Origin of the sequence: Chitinophaga sp. YR627, from assembly GCF_900114995.1 — a bacterium.
In the GTDB taxonomy this organism is placed as follows: Bacteria; Bacteroidota; Bacteroidia; order Chitinophagales; family Chitinophagaceae; genus Chitinophaga.
On the sequence record NZ_FOUX01000006.1, the window covers coordinates 208,400 to 233,284 of the forward strand.

At 46.0% G+C, this 24,885-nt stretch carries 21 protein-coding genes; 9 read left to right on the plus strand and 12 right to left on the minus strand.

The window, feature by feature from the left end; all coding sequences use genetic code 11:
• Positions 1-177 precede the first annotated feature (177 nt).
• Complete coding sequence (locus tag BMZ72_RS30190; RefSeq protein WP_143087821.1) at positions 178-1,086, minus strand: beta propeller repeat protein; 909 nt, start codon at positions 1,084-1,086, stop codon at positions 178-180.
• A gap of 308 nt (positions 1,087-1,394) precedes the next feature.
• Between BMZ72_RS30190 and BMZ72_RS30195 the strand changes: the two genes are divergently transcribed.
• Positions 1,395-4,508, plus strand: a complete 3,114-nt coding sequence (locus tag BMZ72_RS30195) for a ligand-binding sensor domain-containing protein (RefSeq protein WP_089814178.1) — start codon at positions 1,395-1,397, stop codon at positions 4,506-4,508.
• A gap of 108 nt (positions 4,509-4,616) precedes the next feature.
• Complete coding sequence (locus tag BMZ72_RS30200; RefSeq protein WP_044221676.1) at positions 4,617-5,249, plus strand: response regulator transcription factor; 633 nt, start codon at positions 4,617-4,619, stop codon at positions 5,247-5,249.
• An 84-nt stretch (positions 5,250-5,333) separates the two neighbouring features.
• Here BMZ72_RS30200 and BMZ72_RS37050 read toward each other — a convergent pair whose 3' ends face one another.
• Both BMZ72_RS37050 and BMZ72_RS36725 read right to left on the minus strand, forming a co-directional pair.
• Positions 5,334-5,456 (minus strand): hypothetical protein, encoded by a 123-nt coding sequence (locus BMZ72_RS37050; protein ID WP_012790748.1) that lies wholly within the window; start codon positions 5,454-5,456, stop codon positions 5,334-5,336.
• Between the two features lie 32 nt (positions 5,457-5,488).
• Positions 5,489-5,644 (minus strand): hypothetical protein, encoded by a 156-nt coding sequence (locus BMZ72_RS36725; protein WP_177222976.1) that lies wholly within the window; start codon positions 5,642-5,644, stop codon positions 5,489-5,491.
• A gap of 435 nt (positions 5,645-6,079) precedes the next feature.
• Here BMZ72_RS36725 and BMZ72_RS30205 point away from each other — a divergent pair, with 435 nt between their 5' ends.
• The 5 genes from BMZ72_RS30205 (at position 6,080) to BMZ72_RS30225 (ending at position 14,607) form a co-directional block, all read left to right on the plus strand.
• Positions 6,080-7,999, plus strand: coding sequence for a DNA topoisomerase IV subunit B (locus tag BMZ72_RS30205; RefSeq protein WP_089814180.1), 1,920 nt, complete (start codon positions 6,080-6,082; stop codon positions 7,997-7,999).
• A 20-nt stretch (positions 8,000-8,019) separates the two neighbouring features.
• Positions 8,020-8,889, plus strand: a complete 870-nt coding sequence (locus BMZ72_RS30210; protein ID WP_255373333.1) for a DUF1835 domain-containing protein — start codon at positions 8,020-8,022, stop codon at positions 8,887-8,889.
• Positions 8,890-8,899: 10 nt separating this feature from the next.
• Positions 8,900-9,298 (plus strand): hypothetical protein, encoded by a 399-nt coding sequence (locus BMZ72_RS30215; RefSeq protein WP_089814183.1) that lies wholly within the window; start codon positions 8,900-8,902, stop codon positions 9,296-9,298.
• Positions 9,299-9,302: 4 nt separating this feature from the next.
• Positions 9,303-11,843 (plus strand): DNA gyrase/topoisomerase IV subunit A, encoded by a 2,541-nt coding sequence (locus BMZ72_RS30220; protein ID WP_089814185.1) that lies wholly within the window; start codon positions 9,303-9,305, stop codon positions 11,841-11,843.
• A 115-nt stretch (positions 11,844-11,958) separates the two neighbouring features.
• Positions 11,959-14,607, plus strand: a complete 2,649-nt coding sequence (locus tag BMZ72_RS30225; protein WP_089814187.1) for a carbohydrate binding domain-containing protein — start codon at positions 11,959-11,961, stop codon at positions 14,605-14,607.
• A gap of 81 nt (positions 14,608-14,688) precedes the next feature.
• Here BMZ72_RS30225 and BMZ72_RS30230 read toward each other — a convergent pair whose 3' ends face one another.
• The 9 genes from BMZ72_RS30230 to BMZ72_RS30270 form a co-directional block, all read right to left on the minus strand.
• Positions 14,689-15,672 (minus strand): hypothetical protein, encoded by a 984-nt coding sequence (locus BMZ72_RS30230; protein WP_089814189.1) that lies wholly within the window; start codon positions 15,670-15,672, stop codon positions 14,689-14,691.
• Between the two features lie 51 nt (positions 15,673-15,723).
• Positions 15,724-16,263: a D-glycero-alpha-D-manno-heptose-1,7-bisphosphate 7-phosphatase gene (locus BMZ72_RS30235; RefSeq protein WP_089814191.1), complete on the minus strand. Its 540-nt coding sequence runs from the start codon at positions 16,261-16,263 to the stop codon at positions 15,724-15,726.
• 18 nt (positions 16,264-16,281) lie between these two features.
• The gene (locus BMZ72_RS30240) at positions 16,282-16,977 is read right to left on the minus strand and encodes a nucleotidyltransferase family protein (RefSeq protein WP_089814193.1); all 696 of its coding nucleotides are present in this window, start codon (positions 16,975-16,977) and stop codon (positions 16,282-16,284) included.
• On the minus strand, positions 16,974-17,549 hold the full coding sequence (locus tag BMZ72_RS30245) for a D-sedoheptulose-7-phosphate isomerase (RefSeq protein WP_089814195.1): 576 nt from the start codon (positions 17,547-17,549) through the stop codon (positions 16,974-16,976). Before BMZ72_RS30245 ends, BMZ72_RS30240 begins: the two co-directional genes overlap by 4 nt.
• A gap of 29 nt (positions 17,550-17,578) precedes the next feature.
• Positions 17,579-18,598, minus strand: coding sequence for a GHMP family kinase ATP-binding protein (locus tag BMZ72_RS30250; protein WP_089814197.1), 1,020 nt, complete (start codon positions 18,596-18,598; stop codon positions 17,579-17,581).
• Positions 18,599-18,761: 163 nt separating this feature from the next.
• On the minus strand, positions 18,762-19,895 hold the full coding sequence (locus BMZ72_RS30255; protein WP_089814199.1) for a glycosyltransferase: 1,134 nt from the start codon (positions 19,893-19,895) through the stop codon (positions 18,762-18,764).
• A gap of 6 nt (positions 19,896-19,901) precedes the next feature.
• Positions 19,902-20,849: a glycosyltransferase family 2 protein gene (locus BMZ72_RS30260; RefSeq protein ID WP_089814201.1), complete on the minus strand. Its 948-nt coding sequence runs from the start codon at positions 20,847-20,849 to the stop codon at positions 19,902-19,904.
• 50 nt (positions 20,850-20,899) lie between these two features.
• Complete coding sequence (locus BMZ72_RS30265; protein WP_089814202.1) at positions 20,900-21,439, minus strand: DUF4199 domain-containing protein; 540 nt, start codon at positions 21,437-21,439, stop codon at positions 20,900-20,902.
• A 15-nt stretch (positions 21,440-21,454) separates the two neighbouring features.
• Positions 21,455-22,714: a dihydroorotase gene (locus BMZ72_RS30270; RefSeq protein ID WP_089814203.1), complete on the minus strand. Its 1,260-nt coding sequence runs from the start codon at positions 22,712-22,714 to the stop codon at positions 21,455-21,457.
• Between the two features lie 418 nt (positions 22,715-23,132).
• Between BMZ72_RS30270 and BMZ72_RS30275 the strand changes: the two genes are divergently transcribed.
• Both BMZ72_RS30275 and BMZ72_RS30280 read left to right on the plus strand, forming a co-directional pair.
• The gene (locus tag BMZ72_RS30275; RefSeq protein WP_143087822.1) at positions 23,133-23,675 is read left to right on the plus strand and encodes an RNA polymerase sigma-70 factor; all 543 of its coding nucleotides are present in this window, start codon (positions 23,133-23,135) and stop codon (positions 23,673-23,675) included.
• A gap of 127 nt (positions 23,676-23,802) precedes the next feature.
• Complete coding sequence (locus BMZ72_RS30280) at positions 23,803-24,753, plus strand: FecR family protein (protein WP_089814205.1); 951 nt, start codon at positions 23,803-23,805, stop codon at positions 24,751-24,753.
• Positions 24,754-24,885: the final 132 nt, after the last annotated feature.

The following is a 24,885-nucleotide window of genomic DNA, read 5'->3' on the forward strand; positions in this document are numbered from 1 at the left end:
TAACACGCTTTTGCGGTAGAGGCTGTTTACCAGCCGTTTACCGGTAAAAATAACACATTCGCTAAAACGTGTATGTAACATATTCGTGTATATCCTATATTGAGTAACATTAATGTACTTTTTGCTTTAACCTATTTTTTCCGGGGGTGTTTTTTTGCACCCCTTCTTCATAAATATTTATTGTTGCATCGTACGGAAATGACCTGTTTTTTTACTGCCGGCCAGCCATACAAATACGCCGCCTGGCGCTACACCTGCAACGTGAAATCCTTCCTTGCTGATATTATACCAGTTCAGACCGCCATCTTCAGATATATCGGTTCCTGAGGGCCCTGTAGCCAGGTATTTTTTACCGCTAATATGTTGTACACAGGAACGATATCCGCCCGGAGGAGTCACAGCTACCTGCCAGCTACGGCCACCGTCTTTGGTAATAAAGCAGTTATTTGTTGTAACAGAGTCCTTCAGATAGTCTCCACCTACCGCTACGCCGTTCAGTTGGTCAGCAAACGCGACAGAAAAGGCGCCCTGACTGGATTCGCCCTGTGTGAAGTTCCAGTTGTTAGCCTTCCATTTATCCCATCCGATGAAGAAACGGCTGTGTTTACCACCGGTGATGAAGCAGGCCTGTCCATTGGGCAGCATCCGCAGACTGGTACCGCTGGCTGCGAAAATAGCTTCTCCTTCTTTCGCTACCGGTAATTTTGCCGGGGGATCAGCCTGCCAGGTCTTACCGCTGTCCTGTGTCCTGATAATGGTGAATTTTCCATCTACAGGATCGCCGATCGCCATTCCTTCTGCTGCATTCTTAAAGACCATCCCATCGAAGAAGATCCCTTTTGCTGTATTATTGTAGACTTCCTTCCACGATTGACCGCCATCCGTAGTTAGTACAATGTGTGCAGGTTCACCTGCATTTAACAGCAGCGCCCGCTTATCGCTGAATGCTACGAGAGAACGCCAGTCGCAGGTATCATAACCCGGTACAGTCAGCCATTCCCAGTTGGTACCGCGGTTGGAGACAGAACGTCCGACCTTTCCTTCGGTACCTGATACCCAGATAACGTTATGGTTTACAACGTTCATCCCGCGAATACTCTTAATAGGAGCCTGTTCGGAGTGAATCACGTAGCCGGACTGGGCAAAGAGGGGAAAAAAGCCAAATGAAAAAAGAAAGCTTAAAAAAAGTGTTTTACAGTGGGAAACCTTTACTGTGGCAGGTGTCGTTTTGCTGTACATGTTGTTTTCTGGTTTGAATGGGTTAGGTTGCGGGAAGAAAAATACAAAATCATTAGAAAGTGTGCGGTAGATTTATATATTTGCAAGCACTGCGTTATGTGACTCAGTATTTTTATAACCTCTTTTACTAAATAGCATTGCAATCGCGGGCGCAGATGACGAGGACCTTATTAATTTTCTTCCTATGTACCTTATCCGTATCTGTGTTGAGCGCACAGGATAAGCCATACATTTTTGACTCTTATGGGGTGAATGAGGGCTTGTCTCAGAATTCTGTCTATGATATCCTGGAAGATAATCAGGGCTTTATGTGGATCGCTACGCATGATGGCATTAACAGGTTCGACGGATATGGGTTCAATGAATACAGGTTCAATCCAAGTTTACAGGAACGGGCCGGACAGGGGAAAGGAAACCTGGTAGTCCGGAATAACAATGGGGGACGTGCATTGATTAACCGCTTTGCCCTGAAAGGGTACAAAGGGTATTCCCTGTACCGTAACAGCAGGCACCAGCTGATGCTCACACATAATTACGGTATCAGTGTCTATGACGAGTACAAAAACTCCTTTGAGACGGTGCTGGAAGATACGATGTATGAGAATAACGGGGAGCGCGACAGTGGCAATAAGTTCAGAATACTGGGTGAAGATTCCTTAACCAACAGTATGTGGGTATGGCGCCCTTCCAAAGGCCTTTATATACTCGACGATTCCACTTATGTCAAAAAACGGGTGATCCTCTATCCCAAAGCAATGTTACAGAGAGGCGTTTCTGCCAATTCCATGTATAAAGACGGAAATACCATCTGGATGAACTTTGAAGCAGGTGAGCTGCTGGCGATGAATACGAAAAACCTCCGCTTAACTACTTATTGTCTGCCTGGCATCACTTCTCATACTGTACTTAAAAACCTCAATAAAGACTCTCTGATCATTGCCTGTCGTGGACATCTGATCATTTTCAATAAAAAACAGAACAAATACACGGATATACCTTTCGATCAGCGCGATCCGAAAGATGCGAATTTCATTCCTTTATGCCTGGAGCTGGACCAGAACGGTAATATCTGGATCGGTGGTACAGATGGCATTATGATCTACAATGTAAAACGGAATGAGATCGTGACCCGTATTGTCAGCTTTAATGGTTCTGAAACACGGTCCTGGAATGTAGTGACCTATCTGTACAGAGATGCTGCAGATAATATGTGGGTAGGCACCGATGGTGATGGTATCAAAAAATATTCTCCCAATAAGAAAGTATTCAATCTTTACCGGTCTCCGGCTACCACGCACAATATGGTCCGGGCTGTCTACAAGCATGACGATGGTAAATTGTATGTGGGTTTACTGAACGACGGACTGGATATTTATGAGAAAGGAGGGAAGTTCCTCGAGCGTATACCAAACGATGAACGCAAAGGCGTATTCCCGGCCAGGAATCTGAATGCGATTTGCAGGGAGGATTTTGAGCATCTCTGGTTCCATTTTTCTGATATGCACATTGGGCTGTTCAATGTACATACCCGGAAATTTGAAGATCTGACAAAATATGTGAGCGCACTCGGACTGCCGCCGCAGGAAGATATTTATCCATTCCTGTTCAAAAGGACCAGCGGTGAGGTGTATTTCAACTATGGCCGCTATCTGTTGCAGATCATGCCGGGAGAGCGCGGAGGATATAAAGTGGCAATCGTACACGAATTCCCTGATGAGATCCTGACAACCTATTATGAGGACCTGATGGGGAATAAATATGTGGGTACCAAGGTGGCTGCATATGTGAAGCGCACGGGCAGCGCCAGCTGGGAGATGATCACCCTGCCACAGGGTACGATCGTGAAATCGATCAGCAAAAGAGCGGGTAAGGAATTACTGCTGGCAACCTCCAAGGGACTGTTCGTACTGGATGAAAATAATCACAGAAAGAAACATTACAATAGCTATGACTATCCTGCATTGATCAATGATTATCTGTACGGTGTACTACTGGATGAAAAGGACAAAATATGGGTCAGCCATAACAAAGGCCTTTCACAGATAGATCCTTCAGACGATGAGATCACAACATATAATCATGAGGATGGTTTGCAGTCGAATGAGTTCAATACAGGCGCTTTCTTCAAGTCAGTGGACGGAGAACTGTTCTTTGGCGGTATTAGAGGCTCTAATGGCTTCTATCCAAAGGATTTCAGGAAGAATACGTCTAAGCCGAAGGTGGTGATCATGCGTATGGAGGTGCTGGACAAACCTTATGAGTCAGATACTGCTTTATCGCTGTTGCGCAGGATAGAACTGCCTTACAATCACAATACGATCGCTATTGAGTTTGTGCCGCTGGAATACACTAATCCGCTGAAGAACAAGGTACAGTACAAACTGGATGGAGCAGATGAAGACTGGGTACAGGCAGGGGCATTCAGGATGGCGCGTTACACGAATCTGCGGCCGGGTACCTACACTTTCAATGTGCGGGCATCTAACAATGATGATATTCTGAATTCGACACCTACCACACTGGAGATCACTATCAGAATTCCATTCTGGCAGTCATTGTGGTTCAGGTTCCTGTTACTGTTATTATTGTTAGGCGTTGCTTATTATTTCTCTACGCTTTATCTTGATTACAAGATCCGTCATGAGAAACTGAAACTGGAGAAGGAACAGGCAGTAGATCAGGAAAGAGCGAGAATTTCAAGTGATATGCACGATGACCTGGGATCAGGATTGTCTACGATACGTCTGCTGAGCGAAATTGCGAAGCGGAAGATAACGGACACATCGCAGACGAAAGAGCTGGAACGTATATCAGAGGCGGCGGGAGAGTTGGTGGACAAAATGAGCGAGATCATCTGGGCGATGAATTCCTCGAATGACTCGCTGGAGAACCTGATTGCTTATATGCGCAGTTTTGCGGCTGATTTTCTGGAACATGCACATATCACCCACCAGTTCTATATTCCGGAAAGTATCCCCAATATTAAACTAAGTGGGGGCACCAGGCGTAATATATATCTGGCGGTAAAGGAATCCTTACATAATGTGGTGAAACATGCACAGGCATCTGAAGTAGTAATACAAATACAGATGCATAAGAACATGACGATTATGATCAAAGATAATGGCAAAGGCTTTGATCAGGAGAAAGTAAGGTTGTTTGGTAACGGATTAAAGAATATTCAGAAGAGGATGCAGGCTGTTGGTGGAAACGCTGATATCAAGTCGCATCATGGTACAATAGTTTTGCTAGATATCCCATTAATTTAATATAGATTTGTAAGATAACATAAACGTGGTATAATTACGTTGACCTCTCTCATAACATAACAACTGATATAGATGACTGTATACTCGAAAAAGAAATCTCAGGATAACATGGATATTATTTCTGTGGCGATTGTTGAAGACAACCATGATATCCGTACAGCCATGGAATTGTTGATTAATGGCTCGGATGGGTATGCTTGTATAGGCGCATTCAATAATGCGGAGACTGCGGTGGAACAGATCCCCAGTTTGTTACCAAACGTTGTGCTGATGGACTTTAACCTTCCGGGTGGCATGAATGGAATCGAGTGTATTGCGCGTTTAAAAGGAGAGTATCCGGATATGCATTTCATGATGTTGACTGTATATGAGGATGACGATAAGATCTTCCAGGCACTGGAAGCCGGTGCAAGTGGTTATATATTGAAAAAGACGCCTCCCAGTGAGTTGCTGAGCGCTATCAGAGACCTGCATGAAGGCGGTTCTCCTATGAGTTCGCAGATCGCGCGCAGGGTAGTGGCTTATTTCCAGAAACAGGCGAAGCCGAATCCGGCGCTGGAAGCACTGACTTCCAGGGAAAAAGAGATCCTGGATCAGCTTTCTAAGGGATTCCTGTACAAGGAGATCGCGAGCAATCTGTTTATCAGTATAGAAACAGTGCGCAGACACGTGCACAATATTTACGAGAAACTGCATGTAAGAAGCCGTACGGATGCAGTTAACAAATATTACAACAGATAATTACGTTTTATCGTTTATATAGCGAAGAGAAAAGGGCGAAAGACATTTGTCTTTCGCCCTTTTCATTCGTTGTTTACTGATGAATTATTTTGTTGGATTGTCGGTAGTAGTCCCCAGTTTGCTCAGTGCTTTGCGTACAAAATGTGCCGCCAGCACCATAGAGGCGATCAGTAAACAGGCCAGTTTAAATAGTAGTCCTGCTTTCATAGGAAATGACTTAATTAAATAACGAAATATTGTTATTTCATCATCTGCCAGGAATTAAATTTCTGAACAAGTTTGATGAAGCGTGCGCTGAGCTGGTTCATAGAGCGTTGCTCTCTTTTGACCATGTAAGTAACGAGTAGCGCAATGGACAGCACTGTTGCCAGTGAAATGAGGAATGTAGTTTTCATAGATTAGGACTTAGGTTTTATCAGGTTTTTGCTCAAAAAGACGACTAACTGTAAATATAAAATATTTAGTTATATAAAGTAGCAATTCTCAAAAACTTTTAGAGATAAAGTTTTTTCCCGGGGGAGCAATATTTTGAAGAAAATATATTTGTCTTATCTTGGCAAAATCAGGCCCCAGGCTGGTTGGAAAAGACCTGGTATCGGAACGGCCCTCAAATAACTGTTATTCATATATTTAAGCGTAGTGTATAACTAATACTTGGGATGAAACGCCGAAACCTGTATTTTTGCCAGCAACCGGATTTTGCTAAAAGTTTTAGTAAATTCGCTGCCCGGACATCATGCCTGCGGAAATGACCCTGCGGAAGACTGGCATAGATGGTGCATTGATAGTCCGCTTGTTATAAAACTGTAAATTGGAATTTCTATATAATTATGGCTACTACGGATAAGAAAGATCTCTCTGCTGCCTATACCGAAGACTCGATCCGGTCGCTTGACTGGCGTGAGCATATCCGCCTGCGTCCGGGTATGTACATTGGTAAGCTGGGCGACGGCTCAAGTATGGACGATGGTATCTATATACTGTTGAAAGAGGTTGCTGACAACTGTATTGACGAGCACACAATGGGTTTCGGCAAGCAGATCGAGATCAGAGTGACTGAACACAACGTAACGATCCGCGACTATGGTCGTGGTATTCCATTGGGGAAAGTGGTGGATGTGGTGAGCAAGATCAACACCGGCGCCAAGTATGACAGCAAGGCTTTCCAGAAGTCTGTGGGTCTGAATGGTGTGGGTACCAAGGCAGTGAACGCTTTATCCAGTTATTTCAGAGTAGAATCCTATCGTGAAGGCCGTGGAAAAGTGGCTGAATTTGAACGCGGTAATCTGATAAAGGAACATAAAGAAAGTAACACCAGTGAGGCCAACGGTACACTGGTTACATTTACGCCGGATGATACGGTTTTCCGTAACTACCGCTTTATACCAGAGTTCCTGGAAAACCAGATGTGGAATTATTGTTTCCTGAACGCGGGACTGACCATCAGTTTCAACGGGAAGAAATATATATCCAAAAATGGTCTGCTGGACCTTTTGCAGCGTAAGACCAATGAGGATGAACTGCGTTATCCGATCATCCACCTGAAAGGAGAGGATATCGAGGTCGCGATTACCCACGAAAGCCAGTATGGTGAAGAATACTATTCCTTCGTGAATGGTCAGCACACTACTCAGGGCGGTACGCACCTGGCGGCTTTCCGTGAGGCATTTGTAAAGACACTTCGTGATTTTTATAAGAAGGACTATGAAGCGACAGATATACGTGCGTCTATCTGTGCAGCTATTTCTGTAAGGGTACAGGAGCCGGTGTTTGAGTCCCAGACAAAGACCAAACTTGGTTCATTGACCGTATTCGAGAATGGTCCTTCTGTAAAGGCCTTTGTACTGGATTTTCTGTCCAAACACCTGGATGATTTCCTGCATAAGAACCCGGCTACTGCGGAAGCACTGAAGAAACGTATCGAGCAGAGTGAGCGTGAGCGTAAGGAACTGGCAGGTATCAAAAAACTGGCGAACGAAAGAGCGAAAAAAGCGAACCTGCATAACCGCAAACTGCGTGACTGCCGTATTCACCTGAATGAAGAGGTGAGCGGAAAAGAAAAGAACGATCTTGAAACCAAACGTCTGAATTCGACCATCTTCATCACAGAGGGTGACTCTGCGAGTGGTTCCATCACTAAGTCGCGTAACGTGGAAACTCAGGCGGTGTTCAGTCTCAGGGGTAAGCCGTTGAACTGTTTCGGTCTGACGAAAAAGATCGTATATGAAAACGAAGAGTTTAACCTGCTGCAACACGCGCTGAATATCGAAGAAGGCCTGGAAGGGCTGCGTTACAACAGGATCGTGGTTGCTACTGATGCCGATGTGGACGGTATGCACATCCGCCTCCTGTTACTGACCTTCTTCCTGCAATTCTTCCCGGACCTGGTTAAAAACGGTCACCTGTACATCCTGGAAACACCTTTGTTCCGTGTACGTAATAAACAACAGACCATTTACTGTTACACTGACGAGGAAAGAATAAAAGCGATCAGAAAACTGGGCAATAAACCTGAGATCACCCGATTCAAAGGTCTTGGAGAGATCTCTCCGGACGAATTCGCTAATTTCATCAATGATGATATGAAGGTGGAGCCGGTGATCCTGTCCAAAGACACGCATATTCAGAAATTGCTGGAATATTACATGGGTAAGAATACACAGACCAGACAGGAGTTTATCATCGGTAACCTGCGTTATGAGAAAGATCTGATCGATATAGATGAACCTGTAGAAGCAAGCGGTAAATAATCAGCATATCAAAGAAATCAATGGCACTGCTACATATCGTTTTCGGTGAACCATCCGCCACTGCACTGTCTGGTGCATTTGAACTGGATGAACAGCTGAAAGGAGACATACTTTATTTTGAAGATGACCTGTCCATAGGTCCTCTTTTTATCCTCGATACAAAGGATGGTCAGAACGCCCGCAGACAATGGTGGATGCAACTGGCAGGTATTCAGCCCCAGCCGGTAGCGGAAATATTTGCCGAAGGTGAACAGCCTGTTCCGTCTCCGGAACCGGAGGAAGAAAAAGGAGACCAGGAGAAGTTCCGTCAGCTCAAAGCCCTGCTTAAAGCTGATCCTGAACAGGAAGTATATCTCTGGGCTGGTCAGAATTCCAGAGACGTAAGTGGTTATTATTGGCTGATCAGTCAGTTATATGACTTCGCCGGCCGTATTCATATTATCTACCTGAACAACCTTCCATTCCTCAACGAAAAAGGAAGCGTGTTTTACCCAACTCACCTGCATCAGATCCTCGCAAAAGAATTCCTGAAAGCAAAGAAACTGGCAAGACCCGTGTCGCTGGCAGAATTTGAAATAGATGGAGATGAATGGAGCCGCATGATGAATGAAAATGCTGGTATCCGTCTGCTGGAAGGGGGTAAAAAACTCAGGGGAGAACCTGCTGTTTTCTATGATAAAGATCTGCTGCAGGCAGCAACTGGAGAGTTCCAGAAAGCATCTAAACTCGTGAACGCAGTGACCGGTAAACTGAAATATCCGGTGATGGATCAGTTCCTCGGATGGAGAGTGAAAGAACAGGTAAAACTGGGCAAACTGGAAAGCCGGGGAGAGCTGAAAACAATTAAAGATTTTGAAGTAAAAATACCTTCGGAAACAACTAACGCCTAATACCCGGAAAATGGTAAAAGTAACGCCTGTACAGCTAAGCGGAGAAGATGAAAGAGGGAGTAACTATGAATGGAATACGGACCGTAGCGGCGATTTCATTCTGTGTTACAGAAAGGCTGGCAGCAGCAGCGGACAACATTACCACGAAGGAAAGGCTGATTACAAGAATCCGGAAATACTTTACCTGCTGACCGGTAAAGCCAGCATGGACTGGTGTCCACTGGACGGCAACAGGATAGAGACCATCACGATCGAAGCACCGGCCCGCATAGAAGTGGCCGTAAACATCTGGCACCAGCTGATAGCCGTGACAGACTGCTGCTTTATCGAACTGAACTCCATGGCTGACGTACGGAAAGATTCCATACGCATCTGGAGAGATGAATTTGAAAAGATGATCAATAAATAAGATTATGAGCGACATCGATAATACACAACCGGCAGACGAATCATTACAGAATATCCTCCACCTGGGGGATATGTATGAGAATTGGTTCCTCGATTACGCGTCCTACGTGATCCTGGAGCGTGCGGTACCCAGCGTGGAAGATGGTTTAAAACCTGTTCAGCGCCGTATCCTGCATGCAATGAAGGAAATGGACGATGGCCGTTTTAATAAAGTGGCCAATGTGATAGGTTCCACCATGCAGTTCCACCCGCATGGGGATGCTTCTATCGGTGACGCGATCGTTAACCTCGGACAAAAAGACCTGCTGATCGATACCCAGGGTAACTGGGGGGATGTGCGTACTGGTGATGATGCAGCAGCAGCCCGTTATATTGAAGCACGTCTGTCTAAGTTTGCACTGGAAGTAGGTTTTAACAACAAAACCACCCAGTGGCAGTTGAGCTATGACGGTCGTAAAAACGAACCACTGGCATTGCCGATGAAGTTTCCTTTGCTGCTGGCACAGGGTGCAGAAGGTATCGCGGTTGGTTTGTCTACCAAGATATTACCTCACAACTTCATAGAACTGCTGGAAGCCTCTATCAAATACCTGAAAGGAAAGAAATTCGAGATCTTCCCGGATTTTCCTACAGGTGGTATGATAGATGTAGCTAACTATAACGACGGTCGTCGTGGTGGTAAAGTACGTGTACGTGCACATATCGAAGAGAAAGATAAAAAGACGCTGCTGATCAAAGACGTGCCATATGGTGTTACGACTACCGCTCTCATGGAGTCTATCGTAAAAGCCAATGATAACGGTAAGATCAAGATCAAGAAAGTAGTAGATAATACCGCTAAAGATGTAGAGATCGAAGTACAGCTGGCGCCTGGTATTTCTCCTGATATAACCATTGATGCCCTGTACGCGTTCACTGATTGTGAGATCTCTATTTCTCCAAACGCATGCGTGATCATCGATGATAAACCTCGCTTCCTGACAGTAAGCGAACTGCTGAGATCTTCCGCAGAGTTCACACAGGCACTACTGAAACGTGAGCTGGAGATCAAACTCAGCGAACTCCAGGATAAATGGCATTATACTTCCCTGGAAAAGATCTTCTTCGAAAAAGGGATCTATAAAGAACTGGAGCAGAAGCACAAAGACTGGGAAGCAGTTATTGTGGCTATTGACAAAGGTTTCGCGCCTTATAAGAAGAATCTGAAAAGAGAGATCACCCGTGAAGATATCCTGAAACTGACAGAGAAACCGGTACGCCGTATCTACAGACTCGATATCAACGAACTGAATGAGCAGATCAAATCCATCGAGGCGGATATCAAAGATGTGAAGCATGACCTGGCTAATATGGTTGACTTCACAGTAGCCTACTATGAGAACCTGCTTAAGAAATATGGCAAAGGCCGCGAACGTGTTACCGAGATCAAAACATTCGATACGATCCAGGTACAACAGGTAGCGATCGCCAATGCAAAGATCTATGTGAACAGAGCAGATGGTTTCATCGGTACTTCCCTGAAGAAAGATGAATTCATAGCCGATTGTTCTGACCTCGATAACATCATCGTCTTCAAGAAAGACGGTAAGATGATCATTACCAAAGTGGCTGATAAGGTCTTCGTAGGTAAGGATATCATTCACGTAGATGTATTCAGAAAGAATGACGAACGTACTACCTACAACATGATCTATGTGGATGGCAAAACCGGTATGAGTTATGCCAAACGCTTCAATGTAACAGGTATTACCCGTGATAAGGAATACGATCTGACAGTAAAAGGGGAGAAGAATTCAAAAGTGCATTACTTTTCTGCTAACCCGAATGGAGAAGCTGAAGTAGTAAGCATCCGTCTGAGCCCTAACTGTGCAGCGCGTAACAAGGAGTTTGACCTGTATTTTGAAACCATTGCGATCAAGGGACGTAACTCCCAGGGTAACCAGGTGACGAAATACCCTATCCGTAACGTGAAATTCAAAGAGAAAGGCGCTTCTACACTGGCGGGCCAGAAAATCTGGTACGATACGGAGATAGGCCGTCTGAATATGGAAGAACGTGGCGTTTACATTGGTTCCTTCGAGGGAGAAGACAAGATCTTTGTTGCCTTTAAAAATGGTACTTACGAGCTGACCAACTTCGAACTGACCAACCGTTATGATCCGAATGAGCTTGTATATATTGAGAAATTCAATCCTGAGAAAGTAGTATCCGCTATCTACTTTGATGCCGACAAGAAACAGTTCAATGCGAAACGTTTTAAGATCGAAACGCAGACCATGAACAACAAGTTCCTGTTCATCAAAGAAGGCGCAGGTAACTATCTGGAAATGATCACCACACACTCCGAGCCGGTTATCCTGCTGAAAACCGGGAAGAAACGTAACCCGGATGAAGAGGAGATCAACCTGGCTGAATTCGTGGAAGTGACCAACTACAGAACTGTAGGTACACGTATCTCCGGAGAAGAGCTGATCAGTGCCGAACTGGCCTCTGACGAAGAGGAACCAGATGAGGGAGGTGTACAGGGACAGGGAGAATTGTTCTGATAATATCTTATCAATCTATAGTAGCCGTCTCGCATTCAGCGGGACGGCTTTTTATTTTACTAGGATTAGCAGTGCCACTTGTCTAACTTGTATGTACTAAGTTATTACAGGTCCGATGAAGAATATCATGCTATGGCTGCTCCCGCTGCTTGGAGTATTGCCCCTACGTGCGCAGGAGCGTACAGATCACCTATTTAAAGTATTCAGCCGATATGATTATTACCAGCCGGGGCAGGCGGGTAGTGTTATCTGTGTTATTCCCGACAGCCTTGTCTCCAGTGGATATCAGCTTATTGTATCCCGGGATGGGCATGAGTTGTCAAAAAGCACCGGCGCTACAGGGCATTACCTGCATGCGCCTGTTGTTATTGATGAACTGACCACAGGACAGACCCTGTTACAATATACTGTGCTGCATGGACAGCAGTTCGTTGATAGCGGAACACTGACCCTGAAGCGTTTACCGACAAAACCCAATGCTGTGCAACAGGATCGTCTCACGGGTGGTTTAATAACAGATGGTATGCCCTTTTTCCCCTTTGGTTTTTATTGTGTTGGCGTAGGAGACCTGGCGGAGAAAGAGGTGGCGCATGGCTTTAATATGGTCGGTCCTTATCAGAGTAATCTCCCGGAAACCTTCGCAGAAAGAAAGGCTTATATGGACCGTTGCGCGCAATTGGGTGTAAGGGTGCAATACGGTGTGAATTCGCTGGTAGGTGCCGGGCACAATGGCGATAAGGGACTGGATAAAACAGAAGAAGAGAAGCTGGCCATATTGCGGAGCGAGGTATTGGCTTTCCGCGATCATCCGGCTTTACTGTCCTGGTATATCAATGATGAACCAGACGGCCAGGGAAGACCGCCGGCAGTGCTGGAAAGGGCTTATCAGCTGATTAAAGAACTGGATCCTTATCACCCTGTTTCCGTAGTATTTATGATGCCCCAGAAAATCAATGAATTCAGGAATACGATGGATATCGCCATGACCGATCCTTATCCGATACCTGGTGCTGCTGATAAAGTAGCGGAGGATGTCAGCTTTCTGCATAAACGACTGGCATATGAGAAGTCCGTCTGGCTGGTACCGCAGGCTTTCGGCGGACAGGAAATGTGGTCCCGTGAACCCACAGCCCGTGAAATACGGGTCATGACCTATATGGGTCTGGTAAGCGGGGCAAAAGGTATCCAGTACTATGTACATGCACCCGGTAATCTCAATCCGCAGTCTGTTTCTGCCTGGTCAGCCTGTAGTGATATGGCTGTAGAAACGGCGCAGATGACGCCATTTCTGCTTTCCGCAGATCCTGCCCCGGAGGTACATAGTGACGATAAGACGATCCTGATCAGGGCTTTTACCTATAAGGGAAATCTCCTGGTGATAGCTGTCAATAATGAAAATAAGCCTAAATCACTGGCCTTGCAGACAGACCTGAAAGGTGCTGGGCTGGCTGTTACCGGAAAGGACGGTGGCTTGTCCAATGAAGCAGAATTATGGTTTGAGAACAGAACTTTACCCTTTACCGGCGGGAAGATCAATGATATTATAGACGCTTACAGCACAAGGGTATATCTTATCCGCGCAGCAGAAGAAACGCCTTCGCCTTTGCTGTATGCGGGTAACCTTACCCTGAATCCTGGCTTTGAAAAAGTGGTGAGTCCCGGTCTGCCGGTTGGATCCAATGTCACCAGTACAGTGCGTGCAAAAGCTGACCATGGCGCAACCTTTTTTGCAGATGCAGGGACGAGTAAAGAAGGATTGTTCAGTTTACGTCTGATCACGCCGGTGGATAGTGGTGGCAATAAGATCCGCCTGGTGCCGATGGTGATCAATGCAGGGAATAGTTACACCGTATCTGTATGGGCGAAAGCAAAGGAACAGGCTAAAATGCCTTCTTTCCGTATGACGCTGGCAGTAGCAGGAGAGGAGCATGTATATCCACTGACGACCAGCTGGCAACTATACAGTTTTACGTTCCGGGCGACCAGCTCCTCGACGAATGCAATTCTGACCCTGGAAGTACCTGATCAGGGAACAGCCTGGTTTGATCTGTTGCAGGCATGTCCAGATCCTGTTATCAGCTATGAGATCAATCAGGAACATACAGCGACCGTGCGTATCAGCAGCAGTAACAGCAAAGCGGTATTACGTTATGCGGTAGATAAATTGCCGGATGCGCATGCGCCGGAATATACAACACCACTGAGCGTGAATACTGCCAGTATTGTGTATGCCGCCTTGTTTGAGGGCGATAAGATGATTGCCGCAAGTCAGGCATTTATTCCGGTGAACCGGGCGCTGGGGAAGCCCGTAATGCTGGAGAATCCGTTTCACAATGCCTATCCGGCGGCAGGAGCGGCTACGCTCACCAATGGGATAATGGGTACTACCGCATTTAAGGATGGACGCTGGCTGGGCTTTTCCGGTAAGGATTTACAGGCAGTTGTCGACATGCAGGCATTGAGCAGTATCAATAACGTCAGTGTAAACTTTCTAGCAGATCCCAACAGTGGTATTTTTCTGCCGTCAGAAGTAGCCGTATACATTTCTGCCAACGGGAAGAAATATGAGCTGGCAGGCACCCAAAAGAACCTGAAAGGCTCGGTAAGAGGTGAGCCCTACCTGGAGTCATTTCATGTCAATATAAAGAAGAAAAAGGCCCGTTATATACGGATCGTAGCGAAGACAATAGGCACTATCCCTGAGGGGTATCTTTTCAAGGGTAGTACGTCCTGGTTGTTTGTGGATGAAGTGCTGGTGCAATAATGGAAGAAAGGAAATAAACAGGACTTGTATCCTGATAAAAAAGGAGGGCATCTGCTATGTAGCGGATGCCCTCCTTTTTTATTATTGCTTTTTACCTTTCGGCTTTTTCGGTTGTTGTAAGCCTTCATTGATCTCCTCGGCAGTGCGCGGATCCATCATCCTTTTCTGCTTCTGATTCATTGGCTGGTCTACCGGAACCTTACCTTGTGGCAGCGCATCGTGGAAGACTTTTTCAATGTGTACCCATTTGCCGGCTTTCCATTTGAATCCTTCGTAGTCGAGATCCGGTACAAAGGTGGAGGGCTTGGACGGCTGATTGGTTTCCGAGATCAGGTGATCATACACGATCATGTCCATTTCCGGGTTATAGCTCAGACTGATAGTAGCGTCTTTCTTATATTCCAGAATCATGCGGTTACGCGTCTTTTTGGGAATAGTGTCTTCCGCAAAACTGAAATACGGACCACCAAATACCGGTTCGCCATCTTTGAAGGTCAGCATGTCCAGCATTTTCTTCTGACTGCGGATGTTGTTGGCATCCCAACCGAAGAGTGTATAGTAATCCTTGTTAAAATAGCGGCGGTGCTGTACTTTATAATACAGGCAGCCGTACCATTCCTTATTGTTGGTGATGGTGTCCTGATTGTTGATATAATCAGATCTGTCAAACAGGGGGAACAGTTTCAGTTCTCCGCCCTCAGTTCTCATCTGTATTGCTCCGTAATGATGATAGAAGCTGGTTTCCTGCTCCAGTCCCCAGGTGAAGATGCGGAAAGTGCTATCTGCCGGATATTGGATGGAAATGGTGGTCAGCGAGTCAAATCTGAAGTAGAAAGAATAGGGCGTTTTCAGCGCCTGTACCAGTTTCGGAATAAAACGGTCATTTGCATCCTGTCTGGTGGCCTCATCCCGTCCACGGAGGATCAGGTCTGAAAGGACCTGTAATGAATCCTGCTGTTTACGCAGGACCTCTTCGTTAGCGGGACTGATCCTTACCTTCTGGGCCTGCAGGCCGGTATAGGAAAGGAATGTGCAGCATAACAATAGAAAGCAGGTTCTGATCATAATTTTATTTGAAATGAAAACTACAGGCTTATTACGTTATATGATACAAAATTATTGTATGATTTCGGAAAATTCCAGTAGTCCTTTACAACGATAGTCCATCTGTGGATGCGGAAAGGGAAGGTCCGGTTTGGTGGAAGGGATGAATACGGTCGTCATACCCTGATCTTTACCGAACTTCATATCACTCAGCGTATTACCCACCATAATGGCTTTGGAGAAGTCTATTTCCGGAAAGTCGGCTTTGGCCTGCATGGCCATACCATCATTCGGTTTGCGACAGGGGCTGTTACTGTCAATATCCGGACAGTAGTAGATCCTGTCTATTCTTCCGCCGCTGGCGCTGATCGCTTCCAGCATCTTTACATGTATTTCCTGTAGTCCTTCAGCTGTCAGTAGTCCTCTGCCGATACAACGCTGGTTGGTGACCAGTACGATACGGCTGAATTTCTTTGCCAGGTGACTCAGTGCTGGTAGCACACCTTCTTCGAAACGGAACATATCCCAGCTGAGCACGTATCCGTCTTTGATCTCGTTGTTGATCACCCCATCCCTGTCGAGGAACAATGTCCAGGAAGCATCAATCTGCATATTCTTCAATTAGTAGGCTTATGAACGGAAATCCACCTGGACCTGTTCATAGTCGGCCGGTATTCCTATGTCGATAAAATAGGTATCGCTTACAAAGCCAAACACCTGGTTATGCTGTACCTGTGGTTCCAGTACTTCCTTTTCAAAGGAAAACTGCTGTGGAAGTCCAAGGCCTTGCAGGTATGCCCTGGAAGTCAGGTATACACCGCCATTGATCAGTCCTTCTTCACAGTATTTCTTTTCCAGGAAAGCGGTAATACGGCCCTGCTGATCCAGCTGTACACTGCCGTAACGTTCAAACTGGCGCATGGGTTTCAGGGCCAGGGTCAGTTTACTTTGTGTCTGCTTATGAAACAGATGGAAGTCTGATAGTGTTACGTCAAAAAATGTATCTCCATTGACGATAAAACATTCATCTCCTTTGATGTGGGAAATAGCGTGCAGTATAGCGCCACCGGTACCCAGGGGCTCTTCTTCAATGGCGTAGGAGAGCGTCAGTGGTAATCCTGCCTGTTCACACCATTCAATGACCTGCTCTGATTTATAGCCCAGGGACAGTACGACATGCGTAATACCCTGTTTAATCAGATATTGCAGGAGATAAAACAGGAATGGCTTGTCATTGACAGGGGCCATACACTTGGGCTTATCGGCTACTACGCTACGCAGGCGTGTTCCGAGTCCGCCGGCAAGTACAATACATTCCTGTATCATGGGAAGAGATTGTTTTCAACGATTTCGCAGATGATATGTCCGACGGTGATGTGTGACTCCTGGATACGTGGTGTATCTGAGGAAGGCATATTCAGCAGATAATCGCTGCCATCTTTCATTTTACCACCTGAGTGACCGGTCATACTGATCACGATCATCCCTTTGCTTTTGGCTACTTTATACGCTTCCAGGATATTGGCAGAGTTGCCGGAGGTGGAAATACCTACCAGTACATCACCTGCCTGACCGATACCTCTGAGGATACGTGCGTATACCTGGTCATAACCGTAGTCATTGCCTACGGCGGTCATGTAAGATGTATTGCAATGAAGCGCCTCTGCGTACAGCGGCGTTCTGTCTTTATAAAAACGTCCGGAGAATTCAGCTGCCAGGTGTTGTGCATCAGCTGCGCTACCCCCATTACCGCAGAACAGGATCTTGTGGCCCTGTTGCAGGCTGCTGGTGATCACATTGGCTACCTGCTGTATCGTATTGATAAGGGCTGCATCTTCGCAGATGGCCTGCTTTACCGCGATGCTTTCCTGTATTGTCCTGATGATATTGTTACTCATGAAATGATGTCGTTGTTCAATTGTAGAATTTACATGCACCAGCTGTTTACGCCATTGTGCGTAAAGTGGTAACGTTTTACCTGTCCGCCGAAAGTATTCAGTGCTTCGACTACCTTATAACGGGAATTACCAGGGCAATAGAAGATCATAAAGCCACCGCCGCCGGCGCCGGAGATCTTACCACCGGATGCACCTGCACGTTTGGCTGCTTCATAGATATTATCCAGCTGTGAGTTGGTAATACCCTTGGCCATGTTCTTTTTATGCTGGAAGCCGAAATCAAGAATGTCGCCAATTTTATCGATGCTACCGCGAAGAAGGGCTTCTTTCATCATGACTGCCTGTTCTTTCAGGTGGTGCATGGCTTCGATAGAGGCTTCTTTCTTTTCGTGTACGTTTTTCTGTTGTTCAGAAATGATGCTGCTGGAAAGACGGCTGGTAGAGGTATAGTACAATACCAGGTTATTTTCCAGTTCATCCAGGTATTTATCCTTGATGCGCAGCGGGTTTACAATTACTTTATCATCATGGTAAAACTCCATGAAGTTCACACCACCGAAGGTAGCGGCATACTGGTCCTGTTTACCACCGGCCTGTTTCAGGTCCTCTCTTTCGATCACGTAGGCCAGGTGTGCCATATCATATTCTCCCAGGGGGAGTTTCAGCCATTCAGCGAAGGCGCCAAGTACGGCTACAACCAGTGTTGAAGAGGTACCCAGACCGGAACCGGCAGGAGCATCTACAAAAGTGGTCAGTTTAAAGCCGGACGGGATGCCATAGTCTTTATGTATACGGTTGATCACCCCCTTCAGTATCTCCAGTTTACCATCCAGCGGAAGCGGGAAGTTAGCATCGCATACCAGTGTCTCATCCCTGTCAGCGCATTCAAAGTAAACCTTGTTTTCAGTGATAGGTTCAATGGCTGCACGGGCATAAAGGGAAATGGTGGCATTAAGGATTGCGCCGCCGTACATGTCAGAGTAGGGGCTTACATCTGTTCCGCCTCCGGCCAGGCCCAGGCGTAATGGTGCTTTGCTACGATAAATCACAGTAATTCCGTTTTTATAAGTGCTGCAAGATAAGACAATTGCGCATGCGTATCTCGCGATCTTGTTTAAAAGAAGTTAAAATATTACTTATATATTATCTGAAAAAAAACAACCGGAATGACCTTTGACAGATCTTTCCGGTTATAGGGTATAATATATCTTCTTACTTACTGTAAACCAGCCGGTTAATCTCTCCGGCCAGTCTTTCCCAGGAATATTGCTTTTTCTCTACCCGGACAGCGGCGGTCATATCGGCCTCGCGGTTATCGGTATAGTATTTCGCAATCTTGGCAGCGATATCAGCAGGTTCCGGTTCACACTGGAAACCAACGATATTGTCGGGTACCATTTCAACCAGACCACCCACGCGGGTTACCACCATCGGCTTTTCGAAATGATACGCTATCTGGGAAATACCGCTTTGTGTAGCGCTTTTGTAAGGTTGTACTACCAGGTCGGCTGCACAGAAGTAGTTCTTTACAGCGTCTTCCGCAATAAAGTCGGTGTGCAGGATCACCTTTTCTCCCAGTTTCAGTTCATCCAGAAGACTCATAACAGGAGCAGGATCGCCATAAAATTCACCAGCTACAACCAGACGTACGTCCATTGCTTTCAGACGTTCATCTGCCATCGCTTTCAACAGCAGGTCCAGCCCTTTATACTCACGGATAAAGCCGAAAAACAGGATGTACTTCTTATCCTGCTCCAGTTTTAACTGTTCTCTGGCTACTGATTTAGACACGGGTGTACCGTAGTTATCGTATACAGGGTGAGGAATCAGAGACGCTGGTTTACCGGGCTCAAACTGACGCAGATCGTCCAGTACGGACTGGCTCATCGCGATAAACGCATCTACGGGTTTGAGGAAGTATTTTGTAAATGGCACATCACCGGGTCTTTTCTCGTGTGGTATCACATTGTCGAGGATGGACACTGCCCGGGTATGTTTGCTTTTACCCAGACGGAGCAGTGTACCCAGACATGGACCCATCAGCGGGAGCCAGTATTTTGTAACGATCAGATCAGGTTTCCATTTACGGATCATACGGCCTACCTTGATCCAGTTCAGCGGATTGACAGAATTGATCAGTCTGCGGATACGCAGGTGTTCAGGCGCCGGAGCGTCCGTAAACTGGCTTTTCCCCGGAAAAAGGAAAGAGGGGTACTGTACGGTGAATGTCCAGATCTCAACCTCCGCATCCTTCTGCAGTTCTTCCGCAAGTCTTTCGTTATAGGCAGACAAGCCACCTCTGAAAGGCCATGCCGGACCGAGAAACAGAATCTTCTTTTTAGCCATCTGCTGTTATTTAGTGCGGTCAAGGATAGATTCCACAAGATATTCATTCCTTTCCGGAGCGTTTCTGGTGACCAGTTCGGCAATAAAGCCTGTAAGGAATAACTGAGACCCTATGATCATTGCCAGCAGGGCCAGGTAGAAGAGCGGACGTTCGGTCATCTTATACTGGGCGTAGGCAAATTTCTGAATGGCCAGGTATACAGAGATGGTAAAACCTAGTATAAAGGAAAGTGTGCCGAGTGCGCCAAAGAGGTGCATCGGACGTTTTCCGAATTTGCTGATGAACATGATGGAAGCCAGGTCAAGGAAGCCGTTGATAAAGCGTTCCAGACCAAACTTGGAGGTACCGTATTTACGGGCGCGGTGCTCCACCACTTTTTCACCGATCTTTCTGAAACCGTTCCATTTGGCAATAACCGGAATGTAACGGTGCATTTCTCCATATACCTCTATGCTTTTAATGACCTTGCGACTGTAGGATTTGAGTCCGCAGTTCATGTCATGCAGCCTTACGCCGCTCATGCGGGTAGTGGTATAGTTATATAATTTGGAGGGAAGGTTTTTGGTGAGAGCGCTGTCGTAACGTTTCTTTTTCCAGCCACTTACCAGATCAAAACCATCTTCTTTGATCATACGGTAGAGGTCCGGAATTTCGTCAGGACTATCCTGCAGATCAGCATCCATAGTAATCACGACATCTCCCTGCGCGGCTCTGAAGCCTTCGTTAAGGGCGGCGGATTTACCATAGTTACGTTGAAACTTGATGCCTTTTATATTTGGATTGGTGGCTGCGAGTTGCTGAATGATATCCCAGGAATTATCAGTGCTGCCATCGTCTATCATCCATACCTCATATGAGTACCGATGCTCCTGCATGACACGGTCAATCCAGGCAGCCAGTTCAGGCAGTGATTCTTCTTCGTTTTTTAAGGGAACGATTACGGAAATATCCATGTTTTATAACAATGTGTTTAGGATGCTTATCTATCTAATTAAGTGCCAATCTATGCAATACGCTTTCTGCGGATAACAACCGCCAGTATTGCAGCAATCACAAAGTCAGGGAATAATCCGGTAAAATAGGATAGTATGCTTTTCACGAAGGTGATGCTGTTGTCGCTTTGTTTCAATTCAGTCAACTGAGCATCGATGTCTGCTTCACTAACACTCAGCCCTTGCGGGTGTTTTGACATCTCTTCCAGTATCTTCAGGTCCATGGCCTTCATACGGGCTGGCAGTTCGGGATCTACAAAGTTCGCAATAATATAGGTAAGGGCAGTACCCGCCAGTGTGCCGATCACAAAAGTCATAAAGATAGGCTGCAAACCAGCTTTGAAACCGATAAAGCCACCCTGATGTCTCTTTTGTTCCAGGCCGGCCAGTAAGCCGGCAATTGCACATATCAGGAGCTGAATAAAAATGAATTTCAGATTGAAAAACGTAGGCTGATCCGTATAATACAGGGCGATACCGGTAGCAATAACCACTACAGCGGCGATCAGTCCCCATTTTATACCGGGATTAGGATATGTTGCATTACTCATACACGATTGTCTGTTTTAAAGTTGGGCATATTGGCCGTTGATGATTCCTTTCACACTGCCTTTCAATTCCGCGCCAATATACGCTGAATTTTTAGACTTGCTGGCCAGATGCGCCGTGCTGAGTACCCACTCTTCTTCCGGATTGAATATGGTCAGATTGGCAGTCGCACCTTCAGAAAGTGACAATTCCGGCAGTCCGAAGATCTTTCTCGGTTGTGCGGACAGCATTTCTATCAGTCTTTCTACCGGTACTTCAGGCAGGTGTTTGCGGAGTACGCCGAAGGCGCTTTCCAGCCCGATCATACCATTCTTTGCATATTCAAATTCCACCTGTTTGGCGTCCCAGTCCTGTGGCAGGTGATGGGTAGCGAAGCAGTCGATCACCCCCGTCTTCACCGCATCCCGTAATGCCTGTACATCTTCTGCGGTACGCAGGGGAGGATTCAGTTTCAGATTCGAGTCGTAAGAGAGGAGATGTGCATCTGTCAGCGAAACGTGATAAGGCGTCACGGAGCAGGTCACTTTAATACCCTTTCCTTTCGCGTTAGCGATGAGTTCTGCTGATTTACGTGTACTGATACCCGTGAAGTGGATACGGGAGTCGGTATATTGTGCCAGCTCGAGGTCGCGCTGGATGATTAATTCTTCTGCGATAGCAGGTTTACCCGGCATACCCAGCTGTGTGCTGTAGATACCTTCGTGCATCAGACCATGAGCCGAGATGCTCAGATCGTCCGGTAACTGGATGATAGTACCGTTGACTGCTTTTACATATTGCAGGGCTTTGAGCATAATACCCGGAGACTGGATCGGTTTCAATCCGTCTGAGAAAGCCACTGCACCTGCCAGTCGCATTTCGTACATTTCTGCCAGGGAAGTTCCTTCCAGGTTCTTGGTTACGGCTCCGATAGGCAGTACCTGTACGGCGCTGTGACGCGTACGGCTGATCACGTATTCTATCTGTGCTTTTGTATGAAGGGCCGGCTGGGTGTTCGGCACAATCATAACGGCAGTATAGCCACCTTTGGCAGCTGCGTCAACACCACTCTGCAGGTCTTCTTTGTATTCCTGACCGGGATCGCTGAAATGAGCGAAAAGGTCTGTCCATCCGAGGGATACGTGCAGATTATCTCCGGAAACAACCCTGGCCTGAGGAGCGGAAAGCCCTGTCCCTATCTGGCGGATGATGCCGTTTTCAATTAAAATATCCTGCTGCTGTCCGTGAAATGGGGACGATGGAGCGACTACCTGAACGTTTTTGAGTAATATATGCATGCTTTACTAACTGTGTCTATACCTTTTCTTAGAAAAAATACCGGCTGCAAAAGTAATAGAAATTCGCATTAGGCAGCGCATCAGGAGCTATTTTACTTTTCCCCGGTAAATAATTGAAAATGAATAGGGTTAATGATTAATTATCTAATAATCATATTGTTATGTGCATTATTGGATAAAGAGACCTGCTTTTATATCCTGTCTATTCACCCTGAAAAGGCACATATCCGGCCCCGGATAACGTAATGGATGTGCCGATATATTAGTTTTGTTTGTATTATTGCAGGTTGGTACAGGCTGTCTGGCGTGATAAATGGAGGGGAAGGACAGCCCTGATTAAATTTATATTTTGCCTGTAAGCGGTGTATTGGAATTGAAAATTATTATTGGTACTTTGAGTCACTTTTTACCGGCGCCTATGTCATACAGCGTATTGGAGGACAATGAATTATTTAACAGGGTCAGGCTTTCTGACGCAAAAGCCTTCGACGAAATTTACCTTCGCTACTGGCGTAAATTATATGCATTGGCGTTTTACCATCTGAAAGATAGTGAGGCAGCAGAAGATATTGTGCAGGAAGTATTTACAAGCCTCTGGGCTGCCCGCGAACGCTCCGACATTAAATATCTGTATACCTATCTCGCTACGGCCACCAAATATGCCGTTTTTCATCATTTTGCCCAGCCATCTAATAGTACAGCTTCCCTGGAAGAATTATTGTCTTTGCCGGTAGAACAACCTTCCGCCGAAAGCAGATTACTACAGGATGAGATCAACCGGGAAATCAATCGTTTACCCGAAAAATGCCGTCTCGTTTTCCATTATAGCAGGGAAGAAGGCCTGGGTAATAAAAATATCTCTGAGAAACTGAACATCTCCACAAAAGCGGTCGAAAAGCACATTACCAGAGCACTCCGTCAATTACGGGTGCAACTGAAACATATGGTCTGGTTCCTCTGACCCAAAGATTTCAAAAAATATTTTTTCAGAGAGGTAGGGTAGGACCTCTTTTTTTACACTATTACTTAGAATACGGTTTGCTGTGCTTTGTCAGGAAACGTTTCTTATCTGTATTTACTGTGAAATTATGACTAAAGAACAGCTGACTGATCTGACTGCGAAGTACCTGAAGGGTACTGCAACTCCTGAGGAGCATGCCCTGCTGGAAAAATGGTATTATTCCTTTAATCAGCAGGAACTGAGCATCGATCTGGGAGGAGAGGATGAAGCAGTGCTGGAAGCGAGGATGAAAGAAAAGATCGATCAGCGGGTAAAGTCTGTCAATCGTTCAAGGCAGTCATTAATAAAACGGTTCTCAGTATGGCAGATAGCCGCAGGCGCACTGCTGCTGCTTACAGGAGGATTGCTCACCATATTTTTCAGCAACAGGGAGGTCTATAAGGCCGCACGACATCCCCGGCAGATCGTGCTGAAAGATGGTAGTAAAGTGTGGCTTAATGCCGAAACCCGCCTGGTATATACCGATTTACCGTTCTTTAGCGAGCGTAAACTGGATCTGACAGGGGAGGCCTATTTCGATGTAGCCAGCGATCCGGAGAAGCCCTTTATCATACAGTCGGGTGATATGACGACACAGGTACTGGGCACCGCATTTAATATCAAAGCTTATCCGGACGAGCCTTTTTATATCACGGTAACAAGTGGTAAAGTCAGACTGGAGGACAAACAAACAAAAACAGTTACTGTACTGACATCCAATAAACAACTGAAATATGCGAGCCAGCATCCGCCGGTACTGAAGGAAGTAGTATCAGCCAATGCATATGCCTGGACAAGCGGACAACTGGAGTTTTATGATCAGTCATTCGGGGAAATCGCCCGTGCCATCAACAGAAAATATAATGTTAAAGTAGTATTCGCCAACAACACGTTAACGCAGTGTATGATCACTGCAAGTTTTGAGAAAGAATCAGCAGTATCCCGTGTGATAGATCTCTTGTGTAAGATCAATAATGCAACATATACCTTCAGTGCAGACAGTAGCATGGTGACGCTGGAAGGAAAAGGTTGTCAGTGAAACAGAAACCACGGGTTGTCATGTAATTAAGGAAGAGAAAAACCATCTGGACATATATGCCGCAGAGTATAAACAGTACGTAATATAAACAAAACGTCCCTGCACCTGAGTACAGGGGACGCCTGTACAGGG

Bases quoted from the DNA above. Each gene is read 5' to 3' on its own strand.
- BMZ72_RS30190 (WP_143087821.1), bottom strand. From the start codon at position 1,086: ATGAACGTTGTAAACCATAACGTTATCTGGGTATCAGGTACCGAAGGA.
- BMZ72_RS30195 (WP_089814178.1), top strand. From the start codon at position 1,395: ATGACGAGGACCTTATTAATTTTCTTCCTATGTACCTTATCCGTATCT.
- BMZ72_RS30200 (WP_044221676.1), top strand. From the start codon at position 4,617: ATGGATATTATTTCTGTGGCGATTGTTGAAGACAACCATGATATCCGT.
- BMZ72_RS37050 (WP_012790748.1), bottom strand. From the start codon at position 5,456: ATGAAAGCAGGACTACTATTTAAACTGGCCTGTTTACTGATCGCCTCT.
- BMZ72_RS36725 (WP_177222976.1), bottom strand. From the start codon at position 5,644: ATGAAAACTACATTCCTCATTTCACTGGCAACAGTGCTGTCCATTGCG.
- BMZ72_RS30205 (WP_089814180.1), top strand. From the start codon at position 6,080: ATGGCTACTACGGATAAGAAAGATCTCTCTGCTGCCTATACCGAAGAC.
- BMZ72_RS30210 (WP_255373333.1), top strand. From the start codon at position 8,020: ATGGCACTGCTACATATCGTTTTCGGTGAACCATCCGCCACTGCACTG.
- BMZ72_RS30215 (WP_089814183.1), top strand. From the start codon at position 8,900: ATGGTAAAAGTAACGCCTGTACAGCTAAGCGGAGAAGATGAAAGAGGG.
- BMZ72_RS30220 (WP_089814185.1), top strand. From the start codon at position 9,303: ATGAGCGACATCGATAATACACAACCGGCAGACGAATCATTACAGAAT.
- BMZ72_RS30225 (WP_089814187.1), top strand. From the start codon at position 11,959: ATGAAGAATATCATGCTATGGCTGCTCCCGCTGCTTGGAGTATTGCCC.
- BMZ72_RS30230 (WP_089814189.1), bottom strand. From the start codon at position 15,672: ATGATCAGAACCTGCTTTCTATTGTTATGCTGCACATTCCTTTCCTAT.
- BMZ72_RS30235 (WP_089814191.1), bottom strand. From the start codon at position 16,263: ATGCAGATTGATGCTTCCTGGACATTGTTCCTCGACAGGGATGGGGTG.
- BMZ72_RS30240 (WP_089814193.1), bottom strand. From the start codon at position 16,977: ATGATACAGGAATGTATTGTACTTGCCGGCGGACTCGGAACACGCCTG.
- BMZ72_RS30245 (WP_089814195.1), bottom strand. From the start codon at position 17,549: ATGAGTAACAATATCATCAGGACAATACAGGAAAGCATCGCGGTAAAG.
- BMZ72_RS30255 (WP_089814199.1), bottom strand. From the start codon at position 19,895: ATGGCTAAAAAGAAGATTCTGTTTCTCGGTCCGGCATGGCCTTTCAGA.
- BMZ72_RS30260 (WP_089814201.1), bottom strand. From the start codon at position 20,849: ATGGATATTTCCGTAATCGTTCCCTTAAAAAACGAAGAAGAATCACTG.
- BMZ72_RS30265 (WP_089814202.1), bottom strand. From the start codon at position 21,439: ATGAGTAATGCAACATATCCTAATCCCGGTATAAAATGGGGACTGATC.
- BMZ72_RS30270 (WP_089814203.1), bottom strand. From the start codon at position 22,714: ATGCATATATTACTCAAAAACGTTCAGGTAGTCGCTCCATCGTCCCCA.
- BMZ72_RS30275 (WP_143087822.1), top strand. From the start codon at position 23,133: ATGTCATACAGCGTATTGGAGGACAATGAATTATTTAACAGGGTCAGG.
- BMZ72_RS30280 (WP_089814205.1), top strand. From the start codon at position 23,803: ATGACTAAAGAACAGCTGACTGATCTGACTGCGAAGTACCTGAAGGGT.